Source organism: Citrobacter sp. W9, from assembly GCF_026719375.1.
Lineage (GTDB): Bacteria > Pseudomonadota > Gammaproteobacteria > Enterobacterales > Enterobacteriaceae > Citrobacter > Citrobacter werkmanii.
Map to the genome: position 1 here is coordinate 14,427 of NZ_JAPPTE010000029.1, position 15,229 is coordinate 29,655.

Consider the following 15,229-nt stretch of genomic DNA (forward strand, 5'->3'; position numbering starts at 1 on the left):
GACGCACTTTGCAACAAGCACAAATGGCGCTATGCTGTCAACTCCGCAACAAGTAAGCAAAGGAGTTAGCACGATGAAGTGCACGACAGAACAGCTAGAGGCTATCGCTGCAAAGCTGCGAGAGATGCCGCCAGTCGAGAAAAAGAAGCAAGAGCACAGCAAGCAAGATGCCGTGCGCATACTCTCGAAGGAAATCGCCTTGTTGCAAAAGCGTGGATACACGCTTGACCAGATTTCCGAGACGCTGCGCGGTGAAGGTCTGAGCATCGCAACTCCAACACTCAAGAGCTACTTGCAGAGAGCAAAGCCAGCGAAAAAAGCTCCGGTGCAAGCACCGGGAGACACACCCCGCCCCCGCCCCGCCGTCAAGAAGCCTGCGGATACATCAAAGGCGACATTCACCCCGAAACCTGACAGCGACGACATTTAAGGAGTAAGCAACATGGCGAAAAGCATTTACCTGATCGGTGGCAGCAAAGGCGGCGTTGGCAAGTCGCTTGTCACGATGGCAACGGTTGATTACCTGCAAGAGCGCGGCGAAAGCGTCTTGCTGATTGAGTCTGACACCTCTAACCCGGACGTATGGAAAGCCTATAAAGAAAGCACGGAAACGGAGCTTATCAATCTGGATGAGGCGGACGGATGGATTCAGCTAGTGAACTTGTGCGATAGCAAGCCGGATAGCGTCGTGGTAATCAACACGGCAGCACGGAATAACAAGGGCGTGAGCGCCTACGGTGAAACACTGAATAGCACGCTTGAAGAACTCAAGCGGAAGCTGGTCACGCTGTGGGTGATTAACCGCCAACGGGATAGCCTCGAACTGCTCAAGGAATACATGGACGCAATTCCGAATGCGGATGTTCATGTGGTACGCAATGGACACTTCGGGGAAGAAAATAAGTTCGAGCTTTACAACGGCTCCAAGCTGCGCACGGCGGTAGAGGAACGCGGCGGGAAATCGGTGACATTCCCGGACATGGCCGACCGTGTGAGCGATGACATTTACAGCAAGCGCATGAGCATTGCGGTAGCACTCAAGGAATTGCCCATTGGCAACCGTGCGGAGCTTACGCGGTGGCGCAACGAGGCCAAAAAGGTATTGGAGGCCGTAGTCCATGAGTGACCTAGACGACAGCTTTGCAAAGCTGCTCGGCAGGCAACCTAGTGACGCGGAGCGGCAAAGTCTTTACCGGGTTCGGGATGCACTCGGCCTGAAAAACAATGATGCGCTGTGGCTGGTGCTCATGGCCTTGCAACACTACCAAGGCCAGTATGAGAAGTTCCCGCAAGCGATAGCACAAGCAGCCAAAGATACCTTGGTCAATTTCAAGGTAACGGCGGATGCAACCGTGAAAGCATCAGCGGAAGCAGCCAAGGCGGATTTGGCGCAAGCGGTAGCAGCAGCAGCGCAAGAGGTCGCGCACAACACATCAGCAAAGCAGATGTGGCAGTGGGCGGCGGGCTGCATCGCCGTGGCCTTCCTGTGCGTCGGCCTGTTCGGCTGGTACATGCACAGCAGCGGCAAGGATTCGGGCTATCAGGCCGGATACGGCGCGGGATACACCGAAGCCAAGGACGAGAAAGCGGCGGCGGCATGGGCCAACACGCCAGAGGGGCGCTTGGCCTACCGCTTCGCTCAAACGGGAAGCCTCGCCAGCTTGGCGAAGTGCGATAGGCCGGGGTGGTACGTCGAAAAAGGCGTGTGCTACGTCAAGCCCGCATCGGATGGCACCTACGGATGGAGGTTGCCATGAGAATCAAGATCAAAGGAGAAATCACGGCAGAACGCCTAGCGGAAGCACTGCACGCAGCAGCAGAAAAATACGAAGCTGTGAGGCCGGGGCACAAGGTCTATGGGGCCAATCTTTACCTCACGGCATTCGATGCGGATGGTCTGCCTTTCGATCTGGTAGACCATCGCGGCGAACCGCTTTCGATCACCATCGAGGCCAAGTCTGGCGAACTGGTAAAACCAGCACTCACAGCAGAGGGTGAAGCACGCCGACAGAAAGCCAAAGAGGAAGCACGAAGGCAAGCTGAAGAAGCGGAAGCTGAAGCACAGCGCAGACACAGGCAAACCTTAGACGAATACGAACAGGAGCGGCAAAAACGACGGAAAAAGGAAGCCGAAGCAAGAAAGCAATTTGAGGACGCGAACGCAATCACTGCAGAACTCTTGAAAACCATGCCGGAACGCTTCATCGACGAACTGAACAAAACCGTGCAAGGCGTTTGGGGCGACCTCAAGCCAACCGAAACGCAAGGCAAGAAGAAGGGCCAGCCGAAAGCACTACCAGTCTTTTCCGTCCATGCGGACGGCCTGTTGCTCTCCGTCGAGACATGAAAGAACCCACGCCGGGTGCTCAATCCGCTTTGCACACTTCAGCACGGAAAAATAGCCCCATTCTGGATGCACGAAGCGTGGTTAGAAGCCATGTGTGGGATGCGAATAAAGATTCATCCGTACAAATAAAGTCTCATTCTTTGAAATAGAGTTTCATCCTAAAACAGAGGGCAAAGCCTCCTGCGGGACGGTGGCCACTTTCGGCCCTGCCGGTCGCCGTCCGTTCGTGCGGCGCTGCAAGTATCGCAGCACACCCAGCGTCATGCGGGCGTCGGCAAGGGCGCGGTGTGCGCCGTCTTCTGCCACGCCGCAGTCGGTCGCAGCCTCGATCAGCTTCAACCATCGCCAGCGGTCGCGGCTCCGGTCGTACTCTCCATGCCACTCGGCATACATCAGCATCGCGCAAGCGGTCGTCAACACTGGCGCGGTGAGTCCGTGTATCTGATAGGTCTGCCGCAGCAAGCGCGCATCAAAAGCGACGTTGTAGGCAACGACGGTTCGGCCAGCAACGGCGGCGGCGTACTGCTCGGCCACCTCGGGCCAGCTCGGCGCACTGGCCACCATGGCGTCGGTGATTTTGTGAATCGCTGTCGCCTCGACCGGGATTGGCCGGGTCGGGCGTACCAGCGTGTCGAGGATCGGTGCGCCGGTCACGTCGAGTATGGTTATCTCGCAAATCTCGGCGTCATCACCGAGGCCGGTGGTTTCGGTGTCGAGCACAATGCAGCCTGCGGCGATCAGGTCTTTTGCCTGCGCTGCGACGTGCTGGCGACGGACTTGGGCACGCCCAGGCATCCAGCGCCACGGCACGCACTCGGCTGGGTTGTACACATCATAAGCCCCCTGACCTTGCCAGACACTGCCAGCGGGCTTGGTGTTTAGTCCCGGCATGAGGCGGAGGCGTTCCTTGAGGTGCTTACGGCATAGAAGCCCCTTGGCCTCTGCTTCGGTCGGGGTGAGGTGTTTTCGGGTTTTGGGCATACGCCCCCCTTGTTGGTGTCTCAGTCCCGGCGGTAGTGGGCGACGATTCAGACGCTCGAAAGTATGAGACTTTATTTTCACGATTCAGGCCGCGCCCAATGCCACGCGATCCTTTCAGAATGACACTTTACCCGCCTGCCAAGCCTGAGTCTTTCAAAACAGTCCTGAAAATTGGCGTAGCTTAGGATGGGACTTTATTTGCATCCCACAGCTTCGCTGTCTGCGGCCTCTCTCGCCCACCATGCAGGCCGGGCGGCTGCGGATGACAGCGCCCCCACGGCCCACAATGCAAGCTCCTGATCGCCCAGGTTCGCAGCCTGCACGATCACCGCCCCAAGCTGCCGCAACTCATCGGACAGCGCCTGAAATTCTGCGGCGCTTGGCATCACTCGCCCCCCTTCCCTTTCGGTGCCTTCGTGGCCTTCTCGGCGGCCTCGGCCTTGTCCTGCTGCCGTTGCAGCGCCTCAAGCTGCCCGGCAAGTCGTGCGGCCTGCTCGCGGGCCTCTGCTGCCACCTTGCGAGCCTCGTCACGCTCGGCCTGCGTCTGCCGGGTTTCCTGCGCTGCTGCGGCGCGGGCGGTGTCGTGGGCCTGTGCAGCCTTGGCGGCCTGCTGCTCGATCTGCTCGGCGCGGGCCTCTGCGCGGCTCACACGGTCGGCGCACGCCTCCAGCTTGGCGGCCAGCACGGCGGCCTGTTGTTCGGCGGCGGTGCGGCCCTGCTGTGCCTCGGCCAGTGCGGCGCGTAGGCGCTCAAGCTCGGCGGCCTGCTCGCTCACGCGCTCGGCCTGCGCCTCGATCTTGTGCCGGGCGGTTGCCACCTCCAGCCGGGCAGACTCTGCCGCCTGCTGCTCGCGCTCGATGCGCTGCTGCGCCTCGGCCAAGTCGGCGGCCTGCTGGGCGGCTTTGCCTGCCAGCGTGTCGCGCTCAGTGGTCAGCACGGCCACCTGCTCGGCCAGCTCGTCGCGTTCGCCTTCCAGCACCTCGCCAGCGGCGGCCAGTTCGGCGGCCTCCGCCTGCGCCTGCACCAGACGGCCCTCGATCTCGCCGCGTGCCCGCGATGCGGCCCGCTCGATCTCGGCGGCAATGGCAGCGGTCAGCGCCTGCGGCAGTTCCGGCGCAGCGGCTGCGGCCACCGGGCGGGCCTCGCGCCACGCGGTCAAGTGCTTGTGAATAGTGTTCGGGCTGCCGGTGTCGCCCAGCTTCTCCCGCACCGCCCGGATGGTCGGCTGCTGACCCTCGCCTGCCAGCGCATCAGCGACGGCGGCGACCTGCTCAAAAGTGATGCCCTGACGTGCCATGATCGTTGCTCCTTTCGTACCGTATCAGTGTAAATCGTATCAATACAGATATGATACGCAATACAGATACGATATGCGAGCGGTTTTCGTAACGTACCGCTGCCCGGTCGGCTGCTCGTTTTTGGTGAAACACCGTGCTGACGCCTCGCCTTCGGCTCGTTGTCGGCCAGCCGTCGAACGAAAAGCGGAGCTTTCCGCCCGCCGCCCGGCTCCGGCCAGAAACGGGCCTACAGCGCGTTTTGAGAGGGTAAGAAAGGGGGCAGGACGAAGGGCGAAGACCGCCACCCTGCCCCCAGAGCCTCACGGCGGCGAGTGGCCTCCGGCGGCCCTGCCGGGGGCATCTTGCAAACACGATCAAGGCGACAGCCGTTTGACCGCATCCACAAATGACAATCTGAACAGGTGCATGGTCAGGTCGATGGCACCGCCGCCCTGCTCTTTCCGCGTGTCGTACCACTTCGGCCCGGTCGCCAGTAGCTCAACACCGCCGCCACCAATGGACACATTCAGCCGCACCGTAGCTTTGTCCTTCACCGGCACAAAGCCAGGTTCACGTTTCCAGTACAGGCCCAGCCGGTCTAGCGTTTCCTGCACCGTCATTGCCCGCAACGAATCCAGCAGCGCGGGCGGAAAGGATCGACGGGCGCGACTCATGACAGCCACCCGATGAACTGGACGAGGGGGCCGCGCCGTTCAGGCGCTACTCAAAGGCAGGCGCTACTCAAAGGCAGGCGCTACTCAAAGGCAGGCGCTACTCAAAGGCAGGCGCTACTCAAAGGCAGGCGCTACTCAAAGGCAGGCGCTACTCAAAGGCAGGCGCTACTCAAAGGCAGGCGCTACTCAAAGGCAGGCGCTACTCAAAGGCAGGCGCTACTCAAAGGCAGGCGCTACTCAAAGGCAGGCGCTACGCGCCGGGCGTAGGCTTCGCCATTAGTAATACGCATGGACTTGGGACACCCGCCCGGAAGGCTCCGCCATTAGTAATACGGACGGACTTTGAACACCTCACGATCAGCCCTCCCCGCCTGTAATACGCATGGACTTGGGACACTCTCCCGGCTCTGCGATGTAGCGCCCGGCAGCGGTCTTGCTAATGCCCATCTGTGCAGCAATGGCCCGCACGCTCAGACCCTGCGCCTTGAGGGCCAAAGCCTGCGCCTGCTTGGCGCTGGCTGCTTCCAGATAGGAAGCACGATCGACAGCCCCAGCGGCACGTCTGCGGGCTTTCTCGCGCTCGCTGTGGCGCTCTGCGGCCATGTCCCGGCTGATGAGCGTGCGCAGCTTGCGCTGCTCGTCGTCGGTGATGTGAAACAGGCTGATAAGCGTGTCGTTCTTGGGCGTGTAGAGCGGCGCAAACTGCTTGCCGCCGAACTCCACCTTTTCCCCGGCTTCGTGGGCCTTGGCCTTGGCGTACAGCGTCATAAGCTCGGCGCTGCGGTAGTTCCACCGTGGGTCAAGCTCACGGGCCAGCGCGGCGGCCTCGTGGTACATCTGGCCGGTGTGCGTCGCACCTGACAGCAGCAGGAAATTCAGCCGCCAAAACAGGTGCTGCATCCGCTCGCCCTCGGCCACGCCGCCGCGCAGCGCGGCCAGCGTGCGCAAGTCCTCCAGACGATCCCACGCCAGTTGCCGCCCGTTGAGCGTGCGCAGGTTGCCGGTTTGGCCGCCCGGCAGCAGCTTGAACTGGCGACGGTCGGCGCGGGCCTTGCGGTCGGCCTCGATGTCCCAGCGGGCCACCGGCAGTAGCGCCTCGGCCAGATACTCGAAGTTGTACCGGATCGGCTCGCCGTCCGGGCCTTGCTCAACGTGGATGACGCGGCAAACCTCGCCGCTCTTGCTGTTCACCGTATTGACCAGCCGCAGCACGCGGCTTGCATCCTTGGCCGCTGGATCAGCGCCCAGCCCGGCCAGACGGTCGATCAGGTAACGCTGGCAGGCATTCCAGCGTGGCAGCGCCTGACGCGGCAAGGTGCCATCCAGCAGCCACTTTGCTTGCACGCCACGGCCAGAGAAAACGAGGATCGACGGCGGCGGCACGCCTTCGTCGTAGCAGCGGAACATGACAGCGGCGGCCAGTTGCTCGGGGCTGCGCCCCTGCGCCCACGGCTCGCGGTAGGTGTCCAAGTCAGCGAACAGCAGCCCGATACGGGCCAGATTGACGACACGGCGGTTTGGCTTGATGAACTCGGCCTGAGACAGCCACGTATCCCGGCTGTGGTCGAGCATGGAGAGCACCACGGGCATCTGTGACAGCCGGTAACTGTCCTGCTTCTTGCCGCTGCCCTCGCCCGTCGCCATGAGCAACGAGAAAAAGCCCTGCCGGGCTGTGTCGTGATAGCAACCCGCCTCATCGGCTGGGCTGAAAAGTCGTAGCTGTGCTTGCCCCATAACCCTCTTTCCGCTTGTGCGGCAAGAGGTAGGGCGCTACAATGCAGACCATAGTTTGGGTGTTTCTGGTCGTCTGCATCGGTCACGCCTTGGGGTTCCAAACAGTGCCACCTGCTAGGTTCCCACCTCTTGCCAAGCCCCGCTGCCACGCGGGGCTTTGCTTTTTCATCCATCTGAACTCCGCTCCTTCGCTTCCAAAGTTCGCGGAATCCAGCCTTTTGCATTCGCCGTCCAGTGCAGCACGCCATGCTGCCGCAGCACTGCCGCCGCGCCATCGAAAGAGCGAAAAAACCGGATGCCTCCCCGGTACTGGCCGAGAATGCGCCGCTCGTTGCCAACGTGCAGCACGATCACCAGCCCGCGCTCTGTGTTCTCGATGACAGCGCCCTTGATCTCATGCGGTGCGTTCTTCGCAAACGCCTTGAAATGAGAGGGCGGCAGTACCTCCAGACTCAACGGTTCCATTTCAACCATCACTTTATACCCCACGCGCCGTATTTCATCAACATTATTAAATTTCGCCAAATCAAAAATGTATGGACTATAGTCCATGCTTTTGACCCGTCCAGCCGGTTAAGTGATTACTCAATCACTCTTTTCATCAAGTGAGCGCACCAGTTCGCGCAGAATGTCCGTGATGCTGCGCCCGGTCTTGGCGGCGTAAATCTTCAGCTTCGTGTGCTCGGCCCGGTCGAGGTCGAAATTCACCCGGACGGTGGCGGCCTTGTCGGCAAGGTCGGACAAGGTAGGGCCAGCCTTCGCGGCGCTCGGGCGGCCTGCTTTCATGCCAAGTTTCCCGCTACTCATTTTCACCTACTCCTTAATTACTCAAATGGTGCAATTGAGGAAACGGCGCACTTCCTCAGCCAGCGCCCGGATTTCCTCGGCGGCCTCGCTCGTCGGCTCTTGGTCAATGGCCGTGGTGCCGCTGGCCGCGCTGCTCGGGTAGATGACGCGCTGCGTGATGCGCGTTTGCAGGATCGGCAGGCCGTACCCGGCCAGCGCCTCGGAGACTTCCGCACCAATCTTGGTGCCCTTGATCGCACGGGACACCACGAAAGCCGCTTTCAGCTTGCCGTCGGTCAGCTCGATGCGCTGCTTGACCAAATCCACGAGGTCAGAGGTTGCCCAAATGTCGTAGGGCGACGGCTGCACCGGGATCAGCACGCAATCGGCGGCCTTCATTGCCGACACGGCCAAGTCATGAGCCTGCGGCGCTCCGTCGATCACAACAAAGTCTTTCCGGGCCACGCTCTTTAGATCGCGCTCGATGGTGGGCCGGTCGATGCCAACCACGGGCACGGGTTGATCCTCGCGGACGGCGGCCCAATCGCGGGCGCTGCCCTGCGGGTCAGAATCAACCAGCAACACGTCTGCGCCGTCGAGTTGCAGGGCGCGGGCAAGGTGGGTGGCGATGGTGGTTTTACCCGCCCCGCCCTTCTGGTTCAGTACAGCAATGACTTGCATATGCGCTCCTTGAGCTATTGAGCGTTTGAGGAAAAAAGGAATTACTCAAGCGCAGTATAGCATATTGAGGGTCGGCCGGGAAAACTGAAAATCCTCACGAATTTGGCGTAATCAATTGTTCTGTATTGGCTTTACCCAAACCTGCGATGAACGCAGAGAGCGACCGCAGTACCTGATCCTGCGAGGCCGCCGTCGCCTGCGCGACATCTAGTTGTAACTCCAGTCTTTTGATCACGGCCGTTAGCTCGTCCCGAGCGGCAACAGCGTCTGTGGTCATCGCCTCCAGGGCCAACACTCTGCTTTGGCTTGCCGCAAGCTGGGTGGCGGCGTTGGCATGCTGCTGTTCAATGTCTTTCAGTCGTTTGAGTTCACGCTCCTGCACGAGCTGCTCATGACGCTGGGCCGCCACCATCTGCTCTAAACGGACAACCTCACATTGGCGCTCATTGGCGACCTGCCGCTGCTCCGCGAGCGCGTTTTGAGTCGATGCGTTGGCGTCACGGAGCTGTCGGATCTCGGCCTGTAGATACTGCAGCTGTTCATCATGCTGGCGCTGGAGCTGATCACGTTGATCTTTGGCCGCGCCACGGAAGTGCTCCAGAGCCTGCTGTGCATGGCGACTCCGCTCCTCTTGGGAGCGGGCGTGCTGTCGAGCCTGCTCCAAAGAAAAAGCCGCAAGTCACTGTTTTATGGTGCTTTGCGGCTTTACGCGAACTAACGCGGTTTGGTATGTGGTGGTGGAACACGGAACCGAACCCGCGTCCGTAATCCGAACTAAATAGTAACGCCTTGGCCTTGAGGACGTGGATTCGATGATTTGGCCAAAATCGTCCTGCGCTGCCACTGGGCTTCTTGGGTAACGCGATCCGCAGCGACGACTGGGCCATTCCGCACATTGGCCTGAGCAGTCTCGGGGAAATCGTCGGCTGGGCGCGCCCAGACGAGTTTCCGCCAAGGAACATGCGCACGAGCAAAGGGCTGCGGGCGCTCGGTTACAACGTGAGGATCGGTGTTTGATCTGCGGCCGTGGGCGGCGCCCGCAAGGTCCCGATCAACCCACCGTCCCCTGCGCCGGACCGGCCCGCCCTGGCATACCGTCCTTGAAGATTTGAGTCACATCAATCGGCCAGCAGGTCGCTGGATGTTGACTCTTGACTCTTGACTCTTGACTCTTGACTTTCGGCATGTTAGGCGCAATATCTTGCAAAGTCTTGCAAGAATTTCCTCGAGCGAGGCCGCGTGACGACGGAACTTGTGGGGGTGGTATGACAGCGCGCCAGCAGGCGATCTTCACACTCGACGAGTTGGCTACCTACTTAAAGGTCGGCAAGCGGACGCTTTACCGGCTCGCCGCGCACGGGGAAATTCCGGCCTTCAAGGTCGGCGGGACGTGGCGGTTTCGTCAAAGTGAAATCGATCAGTGGATCAATGATCAGACCCGAGCCGGAGCAAAGAAGGAGGTGATGCGCAAGCGTGAACAGCAGAAGTCATCCGAGCAGCCCGTGTCGCCTGGGCGCACTGCCCGTCGCAGCAGGCAAAGGGCTTGAGTAACTCGTTTTTCAATTTTTCTGGAGGTATGACATGGACATCGATTTCAAGAAGTTGGCTCCCTGGAACTGGTTCAAGAACGAGCAGCAAGAGCAGCAGACCGCCTCTTCCCTGCCGGTGCAGCGCAATGACCTGCCAGCGGCGAGCGGGCCAGTCAGCCCGATCCTGCAACTGCATCGCGAGATCGACCGGCTGTTCGATGACGCGTTCCGGGGCTTCGGTTTTCCGGCGCTGGCCATGCCGCGGCTGCCATCCGATTGGTCGGGCATGCTGAAGCCGGCCCTGGACATCCAGGAAACCGACAAGCAGTACAAGATTGCCCTGGAAGTGCCCGGTGTCGAGGAAAAGGACATCCAGATCACCCTCGACAACGACGTGCTGGTGGTGCGTGGCGAGAAGCGCCAGGAACAGGAGAAGAAGGAAGGTGGCTTCCACCGTGTGGAGCGCACCTACGGCAGCTTTCACCGCGCCTTGAACCTGCCTGACGACGCCAATCAGGATTCGATCAAGGCATCGTTCAAGAACGGGGTGCTCACGGTCACGATCGACAAGCGCGAGGTCAGCGCGCCGAAGCAGGGACGTTCGATCCCGATCAACAGCTGACGTCGCCGGCTCGTTCGTCACAAGAAAAACCCGGTACGAGACGAGGTGTCGCGGCTCGCGATGCCTCGTCGCCTCAACCTTGTCAACCTTCTCAGGAGCATCAGCATGGCCAGAAAACAATGCCAGGTCTGCGGCCAACCCGCCACCGTGCGGGTGGAAGCCAATCTCAACGGGCGTCACAGCACCATGCTGTTGTGCGACGACCATTACCGCCAACTGGTGCGCCAGCAAAAGCGCACCGTCTCGCCGCTGGAAGCCTTGTTCGGCTCGCGCAGCGGCCTGTTCGAGGACTTCCTTGGCAGCGACTTCTTCCGCATCGGTGACGACGCACCGTCCATGGCGGCCGATACCGACGAGGTCGTCGATGCCTCGTTCGGCGAACCCGCCCCGGCCGGTACGGGCACCGCGCGCCGTCGCGGCAGTGGGCTCGCCAGCCGTATCAGCGAACAGTCCGAGGCCCTATTGCAGGAGGCCGCCCGACACGCTGCAGAGTTCGGGCGCGCCGAAGTCGATACCGAACACCTGCTGCTGGCGCTATCCGACAGCGACGTGGTCAAGACCATCCTGGGGCAGTTCAAGATCAAGGTCGATGACCTCAAGCGCCAGATCGAATCCGAAGCCAAGCGCGGCGATAAGCCGTTCGAGGGCGAGATCGGCGTGTCGCCCCGGGTCAAGGACGCGCTCAGCCGTGCTTTCGTGGCCTCCAACGAACTCGGCCACTCTTATGTCGGGCCGGAGCATTTCCTGATCGGGCTCGCCGAGGAAGGCGAAGGTTTGGCGGCCAACCTGCTGCGCCGTTACGGCCTCACGCCGCAAGCGCTGCGCCAGCAGGTAAGCAAGGTGGTCGGCAAAGGGGCCGAGGATGGCCGCGCCGAGACGCCGACCAACACGCCGGAACTCGACAAGTATTCGCGCGACCTCACCAAGATGGCGCGCGAGGGCAAGCTCGATCCGGTCATCGGCCGCGCGCAGGAGATCGAGACGACCATCGAAGTGCTGGCCCGGCGCAAGAAGAACAACCCGGTGCTGATCGGCGAGCCCGGCGTCGGCAAGACCGCCATCGTCGAAGGGTTGGCGCAGCGCATGGTGGCCGGTGAAGTGCCTGAGACGCTGCGCGACAAGCGCCTGGTGGAACTCAACATCAATGCCATGGTGGCTGGCGCCAAGTACCGGGGCGAGTTCGAGGAGCGCGTGCAGAAGGTGCTCAAGGAAGTGACCGAGCACCAGGGCGAGCTGATTCTCTTCATCGACGAGGTGCACACCATCGTCGGTGCAGGCCAGGGTGGCGGCGAAGGAGGGCTGGACGTGGCCAACGTGTTCAAGCCGATGATGGCGCGCGGCGAACTGAACCTGATCGGCGCCACCACGCTCAACGAGTATCAGAAGTACATCGAGAAGGACGCCGCGCTGGAGCGTCGCTTCCAGCCGGTGATGGTGCCCGAGCCGACGGTAGCGCAGACCATGATGATCCTGCGCGGCCTGCGCGACACCTTCGAGGCGCACCACAAGGTCAGCATCTCCGAGGATGCGATCATCGCCGCCGCCGAGTTGTCGGACCGCTACATCACCGCGCGCTTTTTGCCTGACAAGGCCATCGACCTACTCGACCAGGCGGCCGCACGTGTGAAGCTGTCGGCCACGGCCCGCCCGGTGGCGGTGCAAGAGCTGGAGTCCGAACTGCACCAGCTGCGGCGTGAGCAGGACTATGTGGCCTCGCGCAAGCAGTACGACAAGGCCGCCGAGCTGGGCAAGCACATCGAGGCCAAAGAGGCCGAACTCAAGAAGCTTGTCGAGGAATGGGAACGCGAGCGCGCCTCGGGCAGTGCCGAAGTCAAAGCCGAGCATGTCGCGCAGATCGTCTCGCGCCTGACCGGCATTCCGGTCAACGAGCTGACGGTGGAAGAACGCGAGAAGCTGCTGCATCTGGAGCAGCGGCTGCACGAGCGCCTCGTGGGCCAGGACGAAGCGGTGCGCGCGGTGGCCGATGCCGTGCGGTTGTCTCGCGCGGGCCTGCGCGAAGGCAGCAAGCCGGTGGCGACTTTTCTGTTCCTCGGGCCGACCGGCGTGGGCAAGACCGAGCTCGCCAAGGCGCTGGCCGAGTCCATCTATGGCGATGAAGGTGCTCTGCTGCGCATCGACATGTCCGAGTACGGGGAACGCCATACCGTGGCACGCCTGGTGGGCGCGCCTCCGGGTTATGTGGGCTATGACGAGGGCGGCCAGCTCACCGAGAAGGTGCGTCGCAAGCCCTACAGCGTGTTGCTGCTGGACGAGATCGAGAAGGCTCACCCCGACGTCTACAACATCCTGCTGCAGGTGTTCGACGACGGGCGGCTCACCGACGGCAAGGGCCGGGTGGTGGATTTCACCAATACCATCATCATCGCCACCTCGAACTTGGGCTCGGACATCATCCAGCGTCGGCTGAAGGCCCGTGGCGCCGCCGGCGAGGAATACGAGAAGACCAAGGGCGAGGTGATGGACGTGCTGCGCGGACACTTCCGCCCCGAGTTCCTCAACCGCATCGACGAGATCATCGTCTTCCATGCGCTGGGCAAGGAGGAGATCCGCCATATCGTCGGCCTGCAGCTCGATCGTGTGGCCCGCAACGCCGCCAGCCAGGGCGTGACGCTGACCTTCGATCAGACCTTGATCGATCACTTCGCGGAGGAAGGCTACAAGCCCGAGTTCGGCGCGCGTGAGCTCAAGCGGCTGATCCGCAGCGAGCTGGAAACTGCTCTGGCGCGCGAGATGCTCGGCGGCGGAATCGGCAAGGGCGATCACGCCAGCGCACGCTGGGACGACAAGGCCGAACGGGTGGTCTTCGAGCGCCAGGAGCCACCCGCAAAGCCGGCCGAGCCTGAGAAGCCCGATGCCGCGAACGTGGCCGAGACGCCGCCGAGCGACGCGAGCAAGCCTGCGCGCAAGAAAAAGTCAGCGGGCGGCGAATCTTGAGTCATGGGGAGGCTGTCGTGATCCTTCAATTGACCCAAGGACTTGTTCTTGATGGAAACGAAAAGTAGTAGGCGCTATTCAGAGTGAACCGGCGGCTCTGTTCGGTGCGTCATCCAATTCGCCGGCATTGTTCAAGGAGAACCGATATGTCTGCATTGACTCCGTGGGACCCCTTCCGGGAACTGGATGAATTGCAAGACCGCCTGGCGACGATGTTGGGACGGACACCCCAGCGACAGGGCGCCCGTACCAGCAACGAAGCCATGACCACGGCGGACTGGGCGCCAATGGTGGACATCAGCGAGGATGAGAACGCATTCATCCTCAAACTGGATCTGCCGGAGGTCCCCAAGGATGCCGTGCGCGTCAGCGCGGAAAACGGTGTGCTCACCATCAGCGGCGAGCGCAAACTGGAGAAAGAGGAGCAGGGCAAAAAGTTCCACCGCATCGAACGTGCGTATGGCCGCTTTGTGCGCAGCTTTGTCTTGCCTGACAACGTTGATCCGACCAAGGTGACGGCTTCGATGAAAGACGGCGCGCTGGAAGTGCGGCTTGTCAAGGCCGAGCAAGCCAAACCGAAACAGATTGAAATCTCAGTCAACTAACTTTAATTAGGAGCCCAAGATCATGAATATCAAACAGCCCCAATCAACCTTCTCCGCACTTGCCCTGGCGGTCGTCGTCGGACTGAGCGGACCGGCCCTGGCCCAATCGGCGGCAGGTTCTAGTCCAGGTGCTGCAGCACACTCTGCCGCATCCAAAGCGGCGCTGCCACAGGTAGATGACAAGGTCGCCCGGGAAGCCGCGAAAAAGCGCGCCGAACTCGCCCAAGATGCAATCACTGCGCTGGCCAAGACCCATGAGGCATTGATCCTCCTTGATGCAAGGAAGACCAAGGAGGCGCTCGCTGCGCTGGAACTGGCCAGCGGAAAGCTGGAACTGGTATTGGCGCGTGACCCAAAACTTGCTTTGGCGCCCGTCGATGCACGCGTCATCACCCATGACATCCACGCCAACGTGGAATCGGTCAAGAAAGCGGTCGAGTTGTCTCGGGAGTTGTTGGATGATGGCGAGGTGCAAAAGGCACGGCCCATTGTTGCCAATCTTGCCAGCGAAATCGTGATCGAAACCGACAACCTGCCGATGGCAACGTACCCGGCAGCGATCAAGTCGGCCGCACGGCTCATCGACAGCGGCAAGATCGACGACGCCAAGGCGGAACTCGCCCGAGCACTGAACACGCTGGTGGTGACCTCGGTCGCCTCTCCTCTGCCCGTGCTACGGGCCGAAGCCGCGATGGCAAAAGCGGAAAAGCTGGCCGAGACCGACAAGCGCGATGCCAAACAGAGCGAGGAGCTCAGCGCCCTGCTGGCCTACGTGCGCACGGAAATCGAGCTGGCGCAGATCCTGGGTTATGGCAAGAAGGCGGACTTCAAACCCATCTTCGATCAGGTGAAGTCCATTGAGCAAAAGTCGGCTGGTGGCAAAAGCGGCAAGGGATGGTTCGACGAGTTGAAGACGCGCATCCAAAAGCTGTTTTGAGGTGATGAAGGGGCTGACTGCTCTGTCGGTCAGTCTCGCGATGTTCGCAGTCAGCCCCAATAGATTCGCCTATTTTCACTAACTCACACGAGGCATATCAC

The 15,229-nt window shown here is 61.3% G+C and carries 19 protein-coding genes; 10 read left to right on the forward strand and 9 right to left on the reverse strand.

Features of this window, described 5'->3' with window-relative positions; all coding sequences use genetic code 11:
- Positions 1 to 73 precede the first annotated feature (73 nt).
- Genes OOJ59_RS25225 through OOJ59_RS25240 form a run of 4 tightly spaced genes read left to right on the forward strand, consistent with a single transcriptional unit; the run spans position 74 to position 2,347 of the window.
- A complete protein-coding gene (locus tag OOJ59_RS25225; RefSeq protein WP_015060219.1) occupies positions 74 to 430 on the forward strand; it encodes a hypothetical protein in 357 nt (118 codons plus the stop codon).
- 12 nt (positions 431 to 442) lie between these two features.
- The gene (locus OOJ59_RS25230; RefSeq protein WP_015060218.1) at positions 443 to 1,126 is read left to right on the forward strand and encodes a nucleotide-binding protein; all 684 of its coding nucleotides are present in this window, start codon (positions 443 to 445) and stop codon (positions 1,124 to 1,126) included.
- A complete protein-coding gene (locus OOJ59_RS25235; RefSeq protein ID WP_009873359.1) occupies positions 1,119 to 1,757 on the forward strand; it encodes a DUF6753 family protein in 639 nt (212 codons plus the stop codon). Before OOJ59_RS25230 ends, OOJ59_RS25235 begins: the two co-directional genes overlap by 8 nt.
- On the forward strand, positions 1,754 to 2,347 hold the full coding sequence (locus OOJ59_RS25240; RefSeq protein WP_223930628.1) for an OfxX fusion product: 594 nt from the start codon (positions 1,754 to 1,756) through the stop codon (positions 2,345 to 2,347). The genes OOJ59_RS25235 and OOJ59_RS25240 overlap by 4 nt, the downstream gene beginning before the upstream one ends.
- 153 nt (positions 2,348 to 2,500) lie before the next feature.
- Here the strand turns inward: OOJ59_RS25240 and OOJ59_RS25245 are convergent, their stop codons facing one another.
- The 9 genes from OOJ59_RS25245 to OOJ59_RS25285 all read right to left on the reverse strand — a co-directional run bounded on the left by OOJ59_RS25245 (position 2,501) and on the right by OOJ59_RS25285 (position 9,144).
- Positions 2,501 to 3,328 carry a 3'-5' exonuclease gene (locus OOJ59_RS25245; protein ID WP_059385974.1) on the reverse strand — a complete coding sequence of 276 codons (828 nt, stop codon included), beginning with the start codon at positions 3,326 to 3,328 and terminating at the stop codon, positions 2,501 to 2,503.
- 194 nt (positions 3,329 to 3,522) lie between these two features.
- On the reverse strand, positions 3,523 to 3,714 hold the full coding sequence (locus OOJ59_RS25250; RefSeq protein ID WP_033147142.1) for a hypothetical protein: 192 nt from the start codon (positions 3,712 to 3,714) through the stop codon (positions 3,523 to 3,525).
- Complete coding sequence (locus tag OOJ59_RS25255) at positions 3,714 to 4,625, reverse strand: DNA-binding protein (protein WP_059385975.1); 912 nt, start codon at positions 4,623 to 4,625, stop codon at positions 3,714 to 3,716. The genes OOJ59_RS25250 and OOJ59_RS25255 overlap by 1 nt, the downstream gene beginning before the upstream one ends.
- A gap of 354 nt (positions 4,626 to 4,979) precedes the next feature.
- A complete protein-coding gene (locus tag OOJ59_RS25260) occupies positions 4,980 to 5,219 on the reverse strand; it encodes a hypothetical protein (RefSeq protein ID WP_442781395.1) in 240 nt (79 codons plus the stop codon).
- 417 nt (positions 5,220 to 5,636) lie between these two features.
- Positions 5,637 to 7,013: a replication initiation protein gene (locus OOJ59_RS25265; protein ID WP_015060213.1), complete on the reverse strand. Its 1,377-nt coding sequence runs from the start codon at positions 7,011 to 7,013 to the stop codon at positions 5,637 to 5,639.
- Between the two features lie 165 nt (positions 7,014 to 7,178).
- The gene (gene parC / locus OOJ59_RS25270; protein ID WP_011270177.1) at positions 7,179 to 7,565 is read right to left on the reverse strand and encodes a ParC family partition-associated protein; all 387 of its coding nucleotides are present in this window, start codon (positions 7,563 to 7,565) and stop codon (positions 7,179 to 7,181) included.
- 33 nt (positions 7,566 to 7,598) lie between these two features.
- Positions 7,599 to 7,820 carry a plasmid partition protein ParG gene (locus tag OOJ59_RS25275; RefSeq protein WP_011178357.1) on the reverse strand — a complete coding sequence of 74 codons (222 nt, stop codon included), beginning with the start codon at positions 7,818 to 7,820 and terminating at the stop codon, positions 7,599 to 7,601.
- 21 nt (positions 7,821 to 7,841) lie between these two features.
- The gene (gene parA, locus OOJ59_RS25280) at positions 7,842 to 8,480 is read right to left on the reverse strand and encodes a ParA family partition ATPase (RefSeq protein ID WP_008166580.1); all 639 of its coding nucleotides are present in this window, start codon (positions 8,478 to 8,480) and stop codon (positions 7,842 to 7,844) included.
- A gap of 94 nt (positions 8,481 to 8,574) precedes the next feature.
- Positions 8,575 to 9,144 (reverse strand): hypothetical protein, encoded by a 570-nt coding sequence (locus tag OOJ59_RS25285; RefSeq protein ID WP_015060212.1) that lies wholly within the window; start codon positions 9,142 to 9,144, stop codon positions 8,575 to 8,577.
- A gap of 173 nt (positions 9,145 to 9,317) precedes the next feature.
- Here OOJ59_RS25285 and OOJ59_RS28300 point away from each other — a divergent pair, with 173 nt between their 5' ends.
- The 6 genes from OOJ59_RS28300 to yfdX1 all read left to right on the forward strand — a co-directional run bounded on the left by OOJ59_RS28300 (position 9,318) and on the right by yfdX1 (position 15,128).
- On the forward strand, positions 9,318 to 9,497 hold the full coding sequence (locus OOJ59_RS28300) for a phospholipase (RefSeq protein WP_108912252.1): 180 nt from the start codon (positions 9,318 to 9,320) through the stop codon (positions 9,495 to 9,497).
- A 248-nt stretch (positions 9,498 to 9,745) separates the two neighbouring features.
- Positions 9,746 to 10,027, forward strand: a complete 282-nt coding sequence (gene mads1, locus OOJ59_RS25290) for a methylation-associated defense system helix-turn-helix domain-containing protein MAD1 (protein ID WP_015060211.1) — start codon at positions 9,746 to 9,748, stop codon at positions 10,025 to 10,027.
- 34 nt (positions 10,028 to 10,061) lie between these two features.
- A complete protein-coding gene (gene hsp20, locus OOJ59_RS25295) occupies positions 10,062 to 10,631 on the forward strand; it encodes a small heat shock protein sHSP20 (protein WP_034126243.1) in 570 nt (189 codons plus the stop codon).
- A gap of 105 nt (positions 10,632 to 10,736) precedes the next feature.
- Positions 10,737 to 13,586, forward strand: a complete 2,850-nt coding sequence (gene clpK / locus OOJ59_RS25300) for a heat shock survival AAA family ATPase ClpK (protein WP_161648082.1) — start codon at positions 10,737 to 10,739, stop codon at positions 13,584 to 13,586.
- Between the two features lie 146 nt (positions 13,587 to 13,732).
- On the forward strand, positions 13,733 to 14,191 hold the full coding sequence (gene hsp20-GI / locus OOJ59_RS25305) for a small heat shock protein sHSP20-GI (RefSeq protein WP_053461217.1): 459 nt from the start codon (positions 13,733 to 13,735) through the stop codon (positions 14,189 to 14,191).
- Between the two features lie 22 nt (positions 14,192 to 14,213).
- Entirely contained in the window at positions 14,214 to 15,128 is a 915-nt protein-coding gene (yfdX1, locus tag OOJ59_RS25310; RefSeq protein ID WP_085819399.1) for a heat resistance protein YfdX1, read from the forward strand.
- The last annotated feature ends 101 nt before the right edge of the window (positions 15,129 to 15,229 follow it).